Consider the following 16,801-nt stretch of genomic DNA (forward strand, 5'->3'; position numbering starts at 1 on the left):
GGACTGGGGACTGGGGAATTGACAAATGACTTTACAGCACGATCGCCTAACACCTAAGCTTGATTTAGGATTCATCCAGAGGATTTACACAGGCGATCGCTCGATGTCTATTCCCCAAATTACTGAATTTACTATCCGCCGTCATGCTAACGCCAAATCTTTCCAACGTGGCGAGGCATACTATGAAGCTGGTGCTGTTAATGCTGTTACCCAACGCGGTCATCTGCTTCAGGCTGAAGTTGCAGGCACTGAAGCTAGACCTTATCATGTTAATCTGAGCTTCGATGACAGTGGGTTAACCTCAGCAAACTGCACCTGTGCCTACAACTTTGACGGATGGTGCAAACACATTGTCGCGACGATGCTTGTCTGTGCCCGTGAGTCGGAAAATATTGAGCAGCGCCCCACCCTAGAACAACTACTCGATCGCTTGGATCGTAGCCAAACTCAAAGGCTGCTGCAAGAGTTGGTAAAAGAATACCCACCACTAATTGAGGCGATTGACCGTCATGTAGGTTGGATGACGAATCCGATGGTTGAGCAAACAACCATAAGACTTGTGCGCCGCCTTACTATCGATCCGGCTCCCATTCGGCGGCAAGTCCGGCAAATTATTCGGGATGCTGTGCGCTTCTTTGAGGAGGGGTGTGAAGAAGATCCGATTGCCGAAGATTTACTGAGTGTGGTGCAAACTGCGGTAGATTTTAGCGAACGGGGAGAAGGTGAAAATGCGATCGCTATTTTAGAAGCGATTACCTTTACCTGTGTGGAAAATTGGGACGATATTGCAGATTATGGCGCTGAAAATGATGAAATTGTTAGCGAATTAAATCAGGCTTGGTGTGAAGCAATTCTTACTGCTGAACTCACCCCCGAAGAAAAAGTTGATATTCAAATAAATTTGGAAGCTTGGCAAGATGAGTGGAACGCTGATTTTGGCTTAGTTATGGAAGCTTTACGCCAAGGTTGGGATTATCCACCATTGCTACAAGTTCTCCAAGGTAATATTACCGAAAGGGGAGCTTGGGAAGAAGATGTGCCAGACTATGCAGATGATTTGGCACTAATTCGGCTAAAAATCCTTGAAGGTCAGGAACGTTACCAAGAATACTTGTATTTAGCAAAAGCAGAAGGGCAAACCCAGCAATATCTGACAATGTTGGGGCGTTTGGGCAGGGTGGAAGAAGCAATTGATGCTGCTCAAACCCAGATGAACTCAATGGAAGAGGCTTTTGCCCTAGCAAAAACATTAAGCGAACAGGGAGCATTACAGCAAGCACTAGATATAGCCCAGAGTGGCTTAAATTTACCAGGTAATTGTCAGTATGAATTAGGAATTTGGACAAGTGATTTAGCTGTTGAGTTGGGTAATAGTGAAGCTGCTTTATTAGCAATCAAGGCGGCTTTTCAAGTTAAGCCCTCTTTTGTTGACTACGAAAGGATGGCAGAATTGGCTGGGGAAAACTGGGAAAGTGTCAAAACAGACCTGCTGAGAATTGTCCGTACTTGTAGTGGTTGGGGAACAGAATCAGCCAAGGTGGATATATTCTTGCATGAGGGGCTAATTGATGATGCAATTGCGATCGCTAACGAACTCAGTTCAAATTATTCAGAATTGATTCATCGCGTCATGAATGCTGCTATCCCTCACAATCCTAGTTGGGTGATTGCTAATGCGCGTCGCCGTGCTGAAAAGATTATGGATGCGGGTAAAGCCGAATACTACTACTACGCAGTTGAATGGTTGAAAAAGGCACGTACCGCCTATTTGGAATCTGGGAAGAAAGCTGACTGGTTAAGTTATCGGCAAAACTTGATGCAAACCCACGCTCGTAAACGTAAATTAATGGGAATGTTCCAGCAAAGGGATATGGATTGACACTCTGCGGTCTGAATAATTGATGCTTTGAAGTCTGCAATCACCAGATTAGGGATTTCCAAGTAAAAAAATATTCCGTCGCAGAGGGACAAGGGGGACAAGGAAGACAAGGGAGACAAGGAAGAAAGAAGTCTAGTTGAGTAGACAAATTGAATAATTTATTTTTTGGAGTTCCCTTATTTCGTTTTTAAATTGAGATTTGCCCAAGATATCAACTTTAGCGGCAAAAGATGAAGTAAGATTCACATCTGAGGCAGTTTCCGTATAATCCCATAGTTACTGACAAAAAATAGTCCAGTGTGATGATTAATAAATATCCTCAGAATCTTATAACGTCCCAGTTACCACTGCTTATATTACTCAGCAGCATATCTTCTAGTCCACTGAAAGCTCAGGCTGTTGATACAACACAATTACCAACTAGTAATTTTATCCTGTCACAACAACTCCCACCACCACGAGATTTACAACCACCCATACCTTCGCCACGTCCTTCACCAGAACTACCACAGCAACTTCCCCCACCAGCAGAACTATTTCCCCCCTCTGTCCCCACTCCCACACCTGATGAACCACCACTGGGCAACTTTCCTCAAACTATTGTTGTAGAACGGTTTGAAGTTCTTGGTAGCACAGTCTTCAGTCCCAAAGAGTTAGCCAAAGCCACTGCTGAATTTACCAAACGACCGATCTCGCTGACTGAAGTGTATCAAGCGCGTTCTAAAATTACCGATCTATATGTCAGAAATGGTTACATTACGTCTGGTGCATATATCCCACCCCAAACAATCCAATCCGGTGTTGTCAAAATTCAGGTGGTTGAAGGTAAATTAGAAGATATTCAGGTAACTGGGACTCGGCGATTGAATCCAAATTATGTCCGTAGCCGCCTAGCAATAGCGACATCAGCACCTCTGAATCGCCAACGTCTACTAGAAGCACTGCAACTATTGCAACTGAATCCTTTAATTCAAAACGTGTCTGCTGAACTATCAGCAGGATCGCGGACAGGTTCGAGTCTTTTAGAAGTCAAGGTTAGTGAGGCAAAAACCTTTAGTAGCCAAATAGTTCTTGATAATGGGCGATCGCCTAGTGTTGGCAGTTTTCGCCGCCGATTACAATTGAGTGAAGCCAACTTATTGGGATTAGGGGATTCTCTAGGTGTTGCTTACACTAATACCGATGGTAGCAATTCCTTTGACGCAAGCTACACATTACCACTCAATCCCCGCAATGGGACACTTACCTTCAACTATGGCACTACCTCAAGTAATGTCATTGAACCTCCTTTCAACGTTTTAGATATCGAATCGGCTTCTCGCTATTACGAAGTAACATTCCGCCAGCCCATAGTTCAAACTCCTACCCAAGAATTTGCTCTGGGATTGACAGCCTCTCGCCGGGAAAGTGAAGCCTCTTATAGCCCTTTGGGAGAACAACTACCTTTCCCCGGTTTAGGTGCTGATGAACAGGGACGCACAAAGGTATCTGCATTCCGATTTTTTCAAGAGTGGACGAGTCGTAACAGTCGCCAAGTCATCGCCCTCCGTTCTCAATTTAGCTTGGGCATAGATGTATTGAATCCCACGATTAATCAAAATGCTCCCGATGGGCGTTTTTTTGCTTGGCAAGGACAAGCACAGTGGATACGCCTTTTAGCTCCTCAAACCTTACTGTTACTTCGTTTAAACACACAACTTGCATCTAGAACACTTTTGCCTTTAGAGCAATTTGGCTTAGGTGGGCAAGATAGCATTCGGGGCTATCGTCAAGATTACCTGCTAACGGATAACGGCACTTTTGTCTCTGCGGAAGTTCAAGTACCAATTCTGCGCTTACCTCAAATAGATAGTACCTTACAGGTTGTTCCCTTTGCAGATTTTGGTATTGGCTGGAATAGTTCGGGTAGAGAGAATCCCAACCATAATACTTTAGCTGCTGTTGGTTTGGGGTTGCGTTGGACACAGGGCGATCGCTTCACGGTTCGTCTTGACTGGGGCGTTCCTTTAATATCTGTTGACTCAAATGACAGAACATTACAAGAAAACGGTCTGTATTTCAGTTTACTCTATAATCCTTTTTAAACTTTCGGTGTTAGAAATAGTTTATTCTCCTTCTTTGATATCCGATAGGCTTCACCAATGGCGGATTCCAGCCATTAAAAAATAAAAACAAGACGGTTATTTATATAATTTGGAGTTTCCCCACTCCAAATAAAAATCCGTAAATACACTATGTATTATATTCAGTGTTTGATCTGATTCTGGGTATCCTAAAAAAGAGAAGGTTGGGTTAGATAGACGAAGGGACAAAGTTTATAACTTATCTCTGGGATTTCAATTTAAAAATATTCCAACCAATAGTCATACTTGTAGGGTGTGTTACCGCGATAGCGTAACTCACTATTTGTAGGTGATGCGTTAGGCTTAACACCATAACACACCCTGCTGAATAATTTATTTATTTTTGGAAAGTCCAAATGAGTCGAGAAAATAGCTAGAACTTCTACCGCAAAAACTGATTCAACAATTAGTCATATTATTCAATAATGTCAATCATGAATAGAAGGGCTGGTTTGCAATTCACACCAATTTTGTGATCGCAGGTGGTGACAACTTTGATTAAACAAGTTTTCCTAGAAGTTAAGACTTTCAGAACACCTTCTGAAAGTGTTATTTTTCAGACTAAAACATAAATATATGAGAAATTGAGGAACAGCCATGCTAGGAAATGAGCGGGAAAAAATACGCCATCTGTTGGTCATCAAAGACCTGCGAGGGCGGCGAACTGTCCCCTTGCGAGAGACTACTTATTCTCTGGGGCGGCATCCTGCAAACACTATTATCTTGGCTTCTCGGTCAGTATCAATGCAACATGCAATTTTATTACGAGTAACTGTTCCAGAGACTGACCAATATGGCTTCCAGATTATTGATGGCAACTATAAGGGGAAAGGAAGTACTAATGGCTTATTTATAAATGGTGCTAAATGCTTTTCTCATAATCTTAGAAATGGAGATACTATTGCCTTTGGCAGTAATCAAGCTCAGGCTAAATATTATGCTATTTCTAACATTTCAGAACAAGCATTCTCTGAATCTTTTGATGTTGAAGACTTATCTGGTTTCTTATCAGAGCAAGCCAGTCCTGCCAATCCTTTTCAAACCCTAGCTATCGATCCTGGTTTTGAAGCAGCTAGTGAGTCTGCCTTAGCTCGCCTAGCATCATTCCCTGAACTCATCCCCAATCCAATTATTGAGATGGACTTTGAGGGAATAGTGACTTATCTCAATCCAGCCGCAGCCCTCAAGTTTCCTAACCTCAGAAAAGTTGGGACGCAACACCCAATATTAGCAGGACTTCTGAATACAGTTAAGAATCTAGAAAAAAATTCTTTTGTGCGCGAAGTGGAAGTAGGTACAGAAGTTTTTGAGCAATCCGTTCTCTACCTGCCTGAAAGTGATTTAATTAGAACTTTTATTATTAGAGATATTACGGAGCAAAAACAAGCTACAGCCGAATTGCGTCAGCGCGATCGCTTGCTACAAGCTGTTGCAGAAGCTGCCAATTATTTGCTAGGGGAAATGAATTATGAAACTGGTATCGATCGCGCTCTAGCTCTACTGGGTGAAGCTGCCCAGGCAGATCGGGCTTATCTCTTTCAGAACCATCTCCATCCGGCTACAGGAGAAATAGCTGTCAGCCTCCGGTTTGAATGGACGCAATCTTTGATTGAATCTACCCACCACCATTGGCAGAATCAACCTTATCAAGCTTCTGGATTAGCCCGTTGGCACGCTGTTCTCTCTAGCGGCCAGTCGATTAGCGGACTCACCTCAGAATTTTCTGTCGCCGAACAAGAATTTCTGATCAGAGATGGCATTCAATCCCTTCTCCTAGTGCCTCTCCGCTTAGAGAACGAGTGCTGGGGGTATCTTGGCTTGGCAGATTGCAACTTTGAGCGTCATTGGTCAAAGCATGAAGAATCTACCCTGTTGACAATGGCCGCCAGTATCATTGGTGCGCGGCAGCGTCAGCAAGTAGAAGAGAAAATTCGCTATCAAGCCCTCCATGACTTGCTGACAGGGTTGCCCAATCGCTTACTATTTAGCGAACTGCTCAGTAAAACTCTGCCCAATGCCACTCGAAATGGCGAAAGTTTAGCTGTGATCTTCCTCGATCTGGATCGCTTCAAGGTCATTAATGACACCCTGGGGCACACTTTGGGAGACCAATTGTTAAAAAGCCTCGCTCAAAGATTACAAGACTTACTCAGAGGCGGAGACACTATAGCCCGTTGGGGAGGCGATGAGTTCACTATCTTACTGCCGCGAGTCCTAGATATTGAAGAAGTAACGCAGGTGGCGTACAGAATCTTACAAACCTTAGAAGATCCTTTCCATCTTCAAGGGCATGAACTTTATGTGACTGCCAGCCTCGGTATTGCGTTGCTTGATAACAACAGTCCTGATGCCGAAACCCTAATTCAGCACGCAGATGCCGCTTTATATTATGCCAAAGATAAAGGGCGGAATAACTACCAATTTTATAGTGTTTCTCTAAGTGCCAAAAATCCCGAACTTCTGACTTTAGAAAAGAGTTTGCGCTATGCCCTAGAACGTAAAGAATTTGCGCTGTTCTATCAGCCTCGGATAAACATTGCCACAGGAGAAATTACTGGTATGGAGGCTCTGTTACGCTGGCAACACCCAGAAATGGGATTGGTTGCACCCAGTGTCTTCATTCCCCTGGTCGAAGAAAGTGGATTAATTATCTCCATTGGCGAATGGGTGTTGCGGACAGCCTGTATCCAAAACAAAATCTGGCAAGATGCAGGATTACCACCCATAACGATCGCTGTTAATCTTTCTCTAAAGCAGTTTCGCCAACCCAAATTAGTGGAGATTATAGCCACAGTTTTAGAGCAAACGGGTCTAGAGCCGCGCTTTTTAGAATTAGAAATTATGGAAACCACAGCCATTGAGGATTTAAATTTTACCAGAACGGTGTTAGAGAATCTAAAACAGATGGGTGTTTACATCTCCATTGATGACTTTGGTACGGGACATTCCTCGCTTTCGCGCTTACAGCTTTTGCCACTCCACAATCTGAAAATAGATCAGTCTTTCGTTAAAGATTTTAAGCCGGATTCCAAAGTAGCTCATATTATCCAGGCCATAGTTACCTTGGGACACAGTTTGGGATTGAAGTTGACAGCCGAAGGGGTAGAAACAGAAGAGCAATTGGAGTTCTTAAAATCTATCAAATGTGAGGAGGTACAGGGCTATTTATTCTACCGGCCACTTTCTGTTCTGAAGGCTACAGAAATCCTCGAAAGTAAACGACCAACGCTCTAGAACATCGATTCAGTATTGATGATTTAGTAGATTAGGTATGTATTGGACTCAATTAAGAAGCGCTATGTAGCGCTTCTTATCTCCAACGGCGATTTAGCCGCAGTAAACTTTTTATCCCTTCACAAACTCTTTGTAGCAGAGGTCTAGGCTTTGATATAGGTTTAGGCGATCGCACTTTCCGTACAGCACCTGGATTTCTTAACTCTTGTTCTATAAGTGCCGCTTTATTTAAATCGGAAGCGGCTCTATATTCGTATCCAAGTTGAGAGCAAACTAGCCCCCGATATTTATATGCGTCAACATAGTGAGGATTGAGACGAATTGCATGGGTAAAATCTGCGATCGCATCTTCATATCTTCCTTCTGTAGCATTTTCTACTCCTAAAGTATAGAAAGTTTCTGCATCCCAACGATTGACAGATATTTTTGGGGATTTTTTAGGCGAAGATGAAGATGGATTTTCAGGAATGGGAGGCTCGGATGGACTTTCTGATTTGAGCTTGTTGTAAGCTACGTTGATTGATTTGATTTTTTCCTCAGCTTCCTGTTTTTGCTTTTGATCGACAAAGCGATCGGGATGCCAAATTTTCACCAATTGACGGTAAGCTCGCTTCACCTGTGCTTTTGATGCACCGGGTTCTAGCCCAAGAATTTCATAAGCATCATTGATATCGAGGTCATCGCGCATACTGAAAAAATCGGCAACTATATACTATGTTAACTATTCCCCTAAATTTCCTCCAATCAACCCAAACACCCCATTCTGGTTATCACTGGGATGGTAGTAGTCGCCGCTTCTTTGAAGGCTGGTATTACCGCGTCACTTTACCGGAAATTGGGCAAACCTTCGCCTTTATGTACTCCATTGAAGACCCCATTGGCGGTAAACCTTACAGTGGCGGTGCAGCCCAAGTCCTGGGCCCAGATGATGAATATTTATGCCGGACTTTTCCTGATGTGAAGAAATTTTGGGGTAGTCGGGATGTTTTAGGTTTAGGTCATTGGGGTAAAACAGATTTGCAAATTGCTCCTCTATATCTTTTACCAGCAGAGTTTGAGCATCATGTTCAAGAAGGATATCAAGCCACAGCCACCTTGAATCAGGGAATTATCCGTGACTACGCTACTAATAATTATTGCCGTTGGGAGTATGAAATTCAACCCATATATGGCTGGGGCAATAAAAATAGCATTCAGCAATCAACCGCCGGCTGGCTCTCATTCTCGCAGATTTTTGAACCCGGATGGCAGATTTTAATGGCTCACGGTTTAGCTAGTGGGAAGATTGACTGGAATGGCAAAATCTACGAATTTACCAACGCCCCAGCCTATGGCGAGAAAAATTGGGGTGGTGCTTTTCCTCAAAAATGGTTTTGGATAAATTGTAATTGCTTTGAAGGCGAACCCGACTTAGCATTAACTGCTGGCGGTGGACGGCGGGGGGTGCTGTGGTGGATGGAATCTGTAGCGATGATTGGGTTGCACTATCAAGGCAAGTTTTATGAATTTGTTCCCTGGAATTCACAAGTAGATTGGCAAATTCAGCCTTGGGGTAGATGGCAAATGAAAGCTACCAATTCTAATTATGAAATTGAATTGACAGGAACCACAGATTTACCTGGTACACCTCTGCGTGCGCCGACAGCAGAAGGTTTAAGATACTGTTGCCGAGACACCATGCAAGGAAAGTTAAATTTAGAGTTACGAGAACTAAATGGGAGAAAATCTCAAATCATTCTCAAAGCAGAAAGTTTTCTTTGTGGTTTAGAAGTAGGCGGTGGCTCTTGGGATAATGTTTGGCAGTCTCGCTAAAACTACTGCTATAATCATATATGCTTCCTAGTTGGGGTTGTAGCTCAGTTGGATAGAGCGGACGCCTCCTAAGCGTCAGGTCGTGCGTTCGAGCCGCACCAGTCCCGTCAAAAAATCCCTAAGACCTTGACTAATAGCAGGTCATAGGAATTCTTGTGATTGTTAATATATAACGCGATACGCCGTTCGCACACGGGACATTTTATGCTGTTGTCTAACTTATTTTATAGGAAATTTCATATAAAATGGACTATGACGAGGATATTATAGAAATTCCTTTACGACCTCTGGTTTGGATGGGAGACTCTCTCAAAAATATCCGCTCATTTCCTGAAGATGTGCGTGCATCAGTAGGCTATGCGCTGCAATTGGTGCAAGCAGGGGAAACACCAATGGATGCCAAACCTTTAAAAGGGGTTGGAAGCGGCGTGTATGAAATCGTCAAACGCTACGATACCGATACTTACAGGGCAGTCTATGCGGTAAAGATTGGAGAGAAAATCTATGTTCTGCACGCTTTTCAGAAGAAATCAAAGCAGGGGATTAAAACCCCACAGACTGATGTTGATCTGATTAAACAACGCTATAAGGACGCAGTGATAAGGGAGAAACAACAATGACACAGGAACCCGTTTTTGAAGAAAGCAGTGGTAACGTATTCACCGATATCGGTTTAGAGAATGCTTCGGAACTTTTTATGCGAGGCAAGATAGGGATTCAGGTACTGCGCCTCCTTTCTCAACGCAACCTGAAACAGCGCGAAATCAGCGAACTTCTTGGCATTCCCCAGCCAGAAGTATCTCATTTGATGAAAGGAGAGTTTCAACGCTTTGGCGAGGGCAAACTCCTCATTTTCCTCAAGCGGCTCGATACGGAAATCACCCTACATCTTCGCCCTCGTCATGCGTCGGGTCAATCTGCTGAAACTGTTATATCGCTATAGTACTTTACTCATGCAAAAAGTCTATTGAGTTAAGCCAGCGATCGCTACCTCCAATGATAAGGGCGATCGCGCATCAAACTAGTGGCAAGCAATAAATCGTGTTGATATCAACATACGTGCAATTATAAAAATTTTAAACACTTTAATAGTTAATTACGTAAAATTACGTAAGCAATCCAGTTTGTTTCCGATTATAAAGAAATAGCGAAAATACTAAAATCGAGCTACACATTAACTAAATAAAACTGAATTTTATTGGAAGTGTACAGAAAGTAAAAATTCTGTAGTTATAAAAAATTAGCAATAGGTTTTAAAATGAGCAATAAGTTATACAAAGTATTTGAAGATGTAGAACAAAATGCCCAGCTTCTCTCTAAATATTGGCATAATTTTTCTACCGAAATATCTGAGCATTTGCCAGATACATATCACGCCGAATTAGAAGAACTTTCTAACAAGTTAGAGATAGCTATTAATAATTTAGTAGATGAGCTTCAAAATCCTACTCTCACCCTTGCGACAACGGGAACTACTAGTAGTGGTAAAAGCACTTTAGTAAATTTATTATGTGGAGCAGAAATTGTTCCTGTCGCTGTTAGCGAAATGAGCGCCGGAGCAGTAACCATAGAATACAGCGAAACAAAATCTTTAATAATCCATGAAACTCCAGGGGCATTATGGGAGTGTGGAGAATGGACAGGTATCAGTGATGAGCGAATTTATCAACGTTTATATGATGTAATGATAAGTTACATCGATAACAGAGAGAAACAAGCTAATTTAGCTTGCCCTCAATCGACTATATCTTACCCTTTCAGACTCATCAAAGAATCGAAACTGGAATTACCCAGAGGTGTAAAGGTAAGAATTTTGGATTTGCCTGGTTTAGCGTATGTAGGGGATGAAGGTAATACAAATGTCATTAAACAGTGTCGTGAGGCATTGTGCTTAGTCACATATAACAGTGCAGAAACCGACAAAGAAAAAGTTAGAAGCTTACTGCAAGAAGTAGTTGAGCAGGTAAAAGATTTAGGTGGCTCTCCTGCACGTATGCTGTTTATTCTCAATCGTATTGACGTTTTCCGAGCAGATAGAAACTGGCCAGCAACAGAGACTCGCTTTGTTGAAGATGCAATAAGTAAAATCAAGTATGAACTCTCCGAACATTTAAAAGAGTATACAGAAGACATTGAGAACTTACAGGTTATCAGACTGAGTACATGGGCTGCTTTATTAGCCCTTCAAATAAGCAATCTTGATGAAATATATAGTGCAGAAGCTTGTAAAAAAGCGGACAAACATTTTAATGGTTTAATTGATGAAAATATATTAGAAGACCTACCGCGTAAAACAGAAAAATGGTCTAGACATGACCGAAATAGGGTTATTGATGAATTATGGAAAAAGTCTTATGCAGAACAATTTGAGCAATGTTTAAGAGAGCATATTAGTCAACATTTTCCCCGTTTAGTAATTCCCCAAGCAATAGAACGTTTTAATATTGCTGCTGGAAACGCTATTACAGAGTGGGCTATTCAAACAACAACAGCTATCCTTAACAGTTCAGAAGAACGCTATCAACAAGAATGTGAAAAAATATCTTGGATTAAGTCAACACTTAATAATTTTTTGCGAATTAGCGACGGGAATTTAAGAGAACCTTTTGAAAAAATAGATAAGAAAATTAAGGAAGTTTTAGCAGACGAGTCAGAAGATGATCTAGTACTGTATTTAGAGAATACTATAAAAAGTCTTAATAAGGTTGAACCATATAATGAATTGGGAGACAAATTATGTTCACTTTATGAATGGCGACGAGGAATTGGTAAAGGAATAAACCAGGTATTAGAATCAGTAGCCAAGTCTCTAGAAAATGGAAGAGTACTTTTAGATACTCCAAATTTGAAAAAAGCGAATGCTTTAAATGTTAATTTGTTGGGTAACTGTTTAAAAAGACTGGTTAACTTGGGCTATACATCTTCAGTTGCCAAATCTGGTAAAAAGATGGAAGCAAGAACAGAGGATGAGAAGAAGAAACTTAAGCAATTGAATGAAGAACTAAATGAATTGGCAATTCATTTAAATCTCGTCATGGAAGACGTATTAAAGCAAATTTGCAGTCAAGAGATAGATAGAATGTACCAGGCCGTCGTTGAGCTTTTCAAATGTCATTTATCGCATATAGAAAAAGGTACAAACGATATTGCACCTAATATTGCAATTAGATTTCCTGATTCCCAACTTATCAGAGTGGATAATAAACTCACATTTAATTTACGTTTTAAAGCAGGTTTTGCAATTACGTCAGGAAATTGGCAAGAGGCTGTACAAGTAGAGAAAAGTAAAAGAACTTGGTATACCTTATGGCTTGCTAAAAAAACGTATTACGAAACAGAATATAAAACTCGTTCTAGCGATAATGCAGAAATTCCCAGCATAGAACAGTTACTTGAGAATTGGCAATTTCAGGTTAAAGCAGAAGATAAAGAAATAGTCAAAAAAATCTCACGCTGGTTAATAGAACAAATTGATTGTTTAAAAAAAAATGTAGAGAAAGTCCAGAATGATGTTGTCAATCGTTATGAAGACAGACTCTATACTGCAAACAAAGAAATTACTACAGATTATGAAATGCAAAAAAATGTCTGGCAACCTATGCAACAAAAAGCTATAAGTCTTATGGAAGATTTTAAAAGTTTAGGAAAATCCTTAAAAGAGGAGCTTTAGATTAAAAGTGGCAAAGAATCATTTAGATATTTTATACAGTGAAGTATTTAATTATGTATATCCTGATATAAAAGATTTACCATTTGGTGTTCTAAAGAAAGTTTTGTTCATAATACTTGAAACCGAACACCAAAAATTTGAAAATATTTGTAATACTTTCGGTATTACCGAGTCAGGATCAAAAGATGATGATGAAGAAATTATTGATAGTTTCATAGGTAAAACAGCTAGAGCAATGTCTAATCCAATCAGCATTTTCGATGCTCACAAAAGAGAAATATTTTGGATTGTAGTGGTGGCTTGTCTACTCGTTGGAGCAATTGGGTGTATTCAGTTTATTCACAGGCGAAGAAATCAAGTAAAGGCAGGTAATATTAGAAATGTACAACAACCCGTAGCTGTACCTTTAGAACCTTTAGCACCTCCTGTACAAGCGATTACGGTGGCTTTATGTCTTGTTGTACCCGCCTATGTAGCACAGAATTTAAAAGAACAATCTCCAATAAATGTTGATGAAATAGAAAAACTCATAGATAATACATCATATTTTCTATGTGCGAAAGTTGCTGATACCGAATTAGTACAACAGCGTCTTGATTTGACAGATGAAAATATTTTAAGTGTTAGCGAACGAAGAGAAGTTTACGTCAGAATTCATATAGCTGATGGACAAGAAATGCTTGATAAGACAGTTCCATATATTTTAAAGAGAAATCTACCATCTCACGGTCAAGGAGTTGTTAAAAAATTAGCTTCTCTTGGAGATTTATCTGGTTTAGAAGCATTTAACCGTATTTAAGGAGCCTTAAAATGGATTGGAAAACAGCATCTTCTTATTATGAGGCTCGTTTAAGTGAAGCTCTAAACGTACAGAGACACGCGGTTAATTTAGCTAATTTACCTCAAGCCGAAGTTCCCTCTCAATTAAAAGCAATACTGTTACAAGAAGCAGAACCAGCCCGTCGTCAACTTGAAAGGCTGAAAAAGCGAGAGTTTCGTATTGCAGTTGTCGGTTTAGAAAAAGCGGGAAAAAGTACTTTTATTAATGCCTGGTTAGAATGCGATTTACTTCCAGCCAAAGGAGGAAGGTGTACATTTACAACAACGCAAATTTATTCAGTTGAAAATGACACCGAGCAAAAGCTTGAAGTACAAGCCAAAACAGAAGAACAATTTATCAATTTATTAAATGAGCTTGAAACAGCAAAAGCCCAAGAAGATATCAAAACTATCCGAGAAAATGAAATCACTTTGCAGCAAGTAAGAAGAGAAGGTAATCGTACTTTTCCATTTACTCGTTTAGACGATATTAGAGAATCACTCAAAAAGTATGTAGCAGATGAAAAGTATGCTCATGCTGTTTTAGAAGCGAGACTTTATACTAACAAACTTGCCCAAGCTGAAGGTATTGTATTTTATGATGTTCCTGGTTTAGATTCAGGTTTAGCAAAGCACGTTGATGAAGCCAAGGAAATGCTGTCAGATTGCGATGCAGTAATATTAGTACAGCGTTTTACTAGCCTAAGAGAGAAGGAACTAGAAATCATCAAATTCACAGAACTTGGTGACAAAAATATTACCGTTGCTGATAAACTTTTTGTATTTTTAAGTCGTATTGACTCGTTAGCTACTCCAGAAGCACTTAAAACTCATATTGAAGAAGCATCTCAAGATTGGTTTAAACGTGCCAAACTTCCACAGGAACGTATTATATATGGTTCTGCTGGAGCATATCTAGTTTTGAATGGATTAGCTGGAGAACAGACAAGGTTAGAGGTTGGTGAAGCAAGTCATATCCAAGCCCAGTTAAAAAAATTAACTGGAATTATTGATGAGGAAATTTTAAATAAGAAAGGTACTGGAATTCCAGAAATAAAAGAGAAAATATTTAATTATATTAATACTGAACGTGTATTTATCTTAAAAAAGAGATGCGAGGCTTCCATAAATACAATCTTAACTACCTCGAAAGAAATTTATCAATTAGTTAGCAAACGTTATCCTGAAAATCCTGAAGAAGCAAAAAGATTTGAAGAAGATCGCAGACGAGTTTTGTTTAGCGAATGGTGGAATTATAGATGGGAAGAGAAGAAAGCCGATCTCCAAAAGTTTTATGACTCTTCTGTTGCTAAAAATTCTCTCGATAATTTAACCGGAAATTCTGCAACCAGCCTCGCCAAATTTAAAGAGAGATATCTACAAATAGTCGCTAGTGAAATCCAAAAACTGAAAGAAGAAGCATTTAGAAAAAAAGCTATTATTTTTGCTGCCAATTCATTCCCACAGTTTGACCGCATGAAAGCTAATTTCGCTTGGCGTGAAGATTTATATGGCGACATTAGCAAGCTTTTATCTTCCATAGCCCGACAACTCGCTCTGGAATTGAAAGATGAGGCATTAAATTTAGTCGAATACATGACAAGCTTATTATGGGGCAGTAAGCAAGTAAAAGAAAGATTAATTGATAAATCGGAAGAATACTTTTTATCTAAGCTAGAAAATAGCTTAAGTGTCCTATTTTTACGTTTTGCTCGTCCAGTTGCAGAAGTATTAATTCGCGCTCCACTTAATAGCGATGCCCGCGATAAAATTGCTAAGAGCCTTGGTGTAGACATTGAAATAGTTGATAACTATTACACGGGAGAAGAAGCCGCTTTTCAAGTTCTCAAAAGATACGCAAAATATGGTTATAAATTACTCTATAATCCTGAGACAAGGCAACAAGTTTTAGGAATAAAAGGAATCGTAGCACCGATTATTAATGTTGTCACACAAATTACTATAGATGTTTCCAGCGAATTGAAATCTTCCCAAGACGATGTAACATTTGAAGTTGAAAATGATATTAATGCTTTTGAAGAATACTTGCGTGCTGCAATTTTTGAAGCAGCAGGTTTTCAATCGTACTGTATTCAAGAACTCAAGGGCTTGATTGATAGTTTTAGAGAAAAGCAAGGCACATGGATGGGGGTTGCACTTAACGAATGGTTGCAAGAAAATCCACTTTTATTGGCAGAAATACCACCAGAATTACGATCGCAAGAGTCTAACTTAGAAGTTAGCGATCGCTTACGCCAATTATCTACTGCATTAAAGAAGTAGCATAATAACACTCGCGAATCCATCCCCAATCAAATATTAAACTTCATCAGGATTGATTCCAAGTTGTCTCAAGCGTTCTTCTAAACGCTGGTTTTTTTGCTGTTCTTGTTCTAATTGGGATGTTAATAACTGCGATTTTTCTTGTTCTTGTTCTAATTGAGGTGTTAATAACTGCGATTTTTCCTCACCAGTTAGTAATAAATTTCCTTGTGCATCCCACCAACGCAACCAAGGCGCTGTAGTATTTCCATACTTTCCTTGCCAAATACCCAATTCGACACCCATCAAGGAAATCTCATAGTGTCCACGTTCGTTAGCTGTGAGTTGCTGATACCTACCATCAACTAAGTGATAAACCTCAATCGCAGCTTTGCTAAATTCGTAAATGCCATAAAAAGGTACGCGGATTGCTTGCTCGTATACCCAGAATTTACCAGTAATTGGAGTATTATCTCTTTCTTGTGAACCATCCCCAGAAGCGAATTCCAGTACAATTAGGGGAGCAACATATTCTTGCCACAACACATACGAACGCCGAAATTGACCATTTAACATAGGTGCAACATTAGGGACGTAAAACCAATCGGGTGCTTCAGCACCGCGCTCAGGTGGTTCGGTCAAACGCCAGTAGATGCCACAATCTTGACCAATACAATACTGATTATCTGGGTGAATTTGCTGTAATATACCTTGAACGCAGTCAGTTAGAAGTATGCTTTGTGGGTGTTCTTGAAAATTTTTCACAAAAGTTCCATCCGACTCTGGTAACTCAGTATGGTCGGGAAGGTGAGTAATGCCTAGTTCGGACAGTTTAGCAATAGTCATTGAACTTTGGCGCGAGTTAATTAGCTTATTTATCTTAGCACCGCTCCTAATACTGTTCGGTTAAGGCAAGAGACGCGATAAATCGCCGTCTTTACAATAATCAGTCCTTCGTCTTGACGGCGATTTATCGCGGATTTGGGATCTCAATATCGCCTC

General features: G+C 40.3%; 11 protein-coding genes and 1 tRNA gene. 10 read left to right on the forward strand and 2 right to left on the reverse strand.

Annotation, left to right across the window (positions count from 1 at the left end; all coding sequences use genetic code 11):
- The first annotated feature begins 103 nt into the window (after positions 1-103).
- The 3 genes from CDG77_RS03780 (at position 104) to CDG77_RS03790 (ending at position 7,236) form a co-directional block, all read left to right on the forward strand.
- The gene (locus CDG77_RS03780; RefSeq protein WP_190233904.1) at positions 104-1,879 is read left to right on the forward strand and encodes an SWIM zinc finger family protein; all 1,776 of its coding nucleotides are present in this window, start codon (positions 104-106) and stop codon (positions 1,877-1,879) included.
- 302 nt (positions 1,880-2,181) lie between these two features.
- Positions 2,182-3,963: a ShlB/FhaC/HecB family hemolysin secretion/activation protein gene (locus CDG77_RS03785; RefSeq protein WP_190233905.1), complete on the forward strand. Its 1,782-nt coding sequence runs from the start codon at positions 2,182-2,184 to the stop codon at positions 3,961-3,963.
- A 636-nt stretch (positions 3,964-4,599) separates the two neighbouring features.
- A complete protein-coding gene (locus CDG77_RS03790; protein WP_094328087.1) occupies positions 4,600-7,236 on the forward strand; it encodes an EAL domain-containing protein in 2,637 nt (878 codons plus the stop codon).
- 76 nt (positions 7,237-7,312) lie between these two features.
- Here CDG77_RS03790 and CDG77_RS03795 read toward each other — a convergent pair whose 3' ends face one another.
- Positions 7,313-7,924 carry a J domain-containing protein gene (locus CDG77_RS03795; protein ID WP_094328088.1) on the reverse strand — a complete coding sequence of 204 codons (612 nt, stop codon included), beginning with the start codon at positions 7,922-7,924 and terminating at the stop codon, positions 7,313-7,315.
- 26 nt (positions 7,925-7,950) lie between these two features.
- Here CDG77_RS03795 and CDG77_RS03800 point away from each other — a divergent pair, with 26 nt between their 5' ends.
- The 7 genes from CDG77_RS03800 (at position 7,951) to CDG77_RS03830 (ending at position 15,820) form a co-directional block, all read left to right on the forward strand.
- Entirely contained in the window at positions 7,951-9,048 is a 1,098-nt protein-coding gene (locus tag CDG77_RS03800; protein WP_094328089.1) for a tocopherol cyclase family protein, read from the forward strand.
- Between the two features lie 33 nt (positions 9,049-9,081).
- Positions 9,082-9,155, forward strand: a tRNA-Arg gene (locus tag CDG77_RS03805).
- 138 nt (positions 9,156-9,293) lie between these two features.
- Positions 9,294-9,668, forward strand: coding sequence for a type II toxin-antitoxin system RelE/ParE family toxin (locus tag CDG77_RS03810; RefSeq protein WP_094328090.1), 375 nt, complete (start codon positions 9,294-9,296; stop codon positions 9,666-9,668).
- Positions 9,665-9,991, forward strand: a complete 327-nt coding sequence (locus tag CDG77_RS03815; RefSeq protein ID WP_094328091.1) for a helix-turn-helix domain-containing protein — start codon at positions 9,665-9,667, stop codon at positions 9,989-9,991. The genes CDG77_RS03810 and CDG77_RS03815 overlap by 4 nt, the downstream gene beginning before the upstream one ends.
- A 315-nt stretch (positions 9,992-10,306) precedes the next feature.
- Entirely contained in the window at positions 10,307-12,718 is a 2,412-nt protein-coding gene (locus CDG77_RS03820) for a dynamin family protein (RefSeq protein ID WP_094328092.1), read from the forward strand.
- Positions 12,719-12,725: 7 nt separating this feature from the next.
- Complete coding sequence (locus CDG77_RS03825; RefSeq protein WP_094328093.1) at positions 12,726-13,517, forward strand: hypothetical protein; 792 nt, start codon at positions 12,726-12,728, stop codon at positions 13,515-13,517.
- 11 nt (positions 13,518-13,528) lie between these two features.
- Entirely contained in the window at positions 13,529-15,820 is a 2,292-nt protein-coding gene (locus tag CDG77_RS03830) for a dynamin family protein (protein WP_094328094.1), read from the forward strand.
- A 36-nt stretch (positions 15,821-15,856) separates the two neighbouring features.
- Here the strand turns inward: CDG77_RS03830 and CDG77_RS03835 are convergent, their stop codons facing one another.
- The gene (locus CDG77_RS03835; RefSeq protein ID WP_094328095.1) at positions 15,857-16,645 is read right to left on the reverse strand and encodes a Uma2 family endonuclease; all 789 of its coding nucleotides are present in this window, start codon (positions 16,643-16,645) and stop codon (positions 15,857-15,859) included.
- Between the last annotated feature and the right edge of the window lie 156 nt (positions 16,646-16,801).

Source organism: Nostoc sp. 'Peltigera membranacea cyanobiont' 213 (assembly GCF_002245975.1).
Lineage (GTDB): Bacteria > Cyanobacteriota > Cyanobacteriia > Cyanobacteriales > Nostocaceae > Nostoc.

What these genes read in the sequence shown, in the direction of transcription:
- CDG77_RS03835 (WP_094328095.1), bottom strand. Translation starts at nt 16,645, where the DNA reads ATGACTATTGCTAAACTGTCCGAACTAGGCATTACTCACCTTCCCGAC.
- CDG77_RS03795 (WP_094328088.1), bottom strand. Translation starts at nt 7,924, where the DNA reads ATGCGCGATGACCTCGATATCAATGATGCTTATGAAATTCTTGGGCTA.
- CDG77_RS03800 (WP_094328089.1), top strand. Translation starts at nt 7,951, where the DNA reads ATGTTAACTATTCCCCTAAATTTCCTCCAATCAACCCAAACACCCCAT.
- CDG77_RS03810 (WP_094328090.1), top strand. Translation starts at nt 9,294, where the DNA reads ATGGACTATGACGAGGATATTATAGAAATTCCTTTACGACCTCTGGTT.
- CDG77_RS03830 (WP_094328094.1), top strand. Translation starts at nt 13,529, where the DNA reads ATGGATTGGAAAACAGCATCTTCTTATTATGAGGCTCGTTTAAGTGAA.
- CDG77_RS03785 (WP_190233905.1), top strand. Translation starts at nt 2,182, where the DNA reads ATGATTAATAAATATCCTCAGAATCTTATAACGTCCCAGTTACCACTG.
- CDG77_RS03815 (WP_094328091.1), top strand. Translation starts at nt 9,665, where the DNA reads ATGACACAGGAACCCGTTTTTGAAGAAAGCAGTGGTAACGTATTCACC.
- CDG77_RS03790 (WP_094328087.1), top strand. Translation starts at nt 4,600, where the DNA reads ATGCTAGGAAATGAGCGGGAAAAAATACGCCATCTGTTGGTCATCAAA.
- CDG77_RS03820 (WP_094328092.1), top strand. Translation starts at nt 10,307, where the DNA reads ATGAGCAATAAGTTATACAAAGTATTTGAAGATGTAGAACAAAATGCC.
- CDG77_RS03780 (WP_190233904.1), top strand. Translation starts at nt 104, where the DNA reads ATGTCTATTCCCCAAATTACTGAATTTACTATCCGCCGTCATGCTAAC.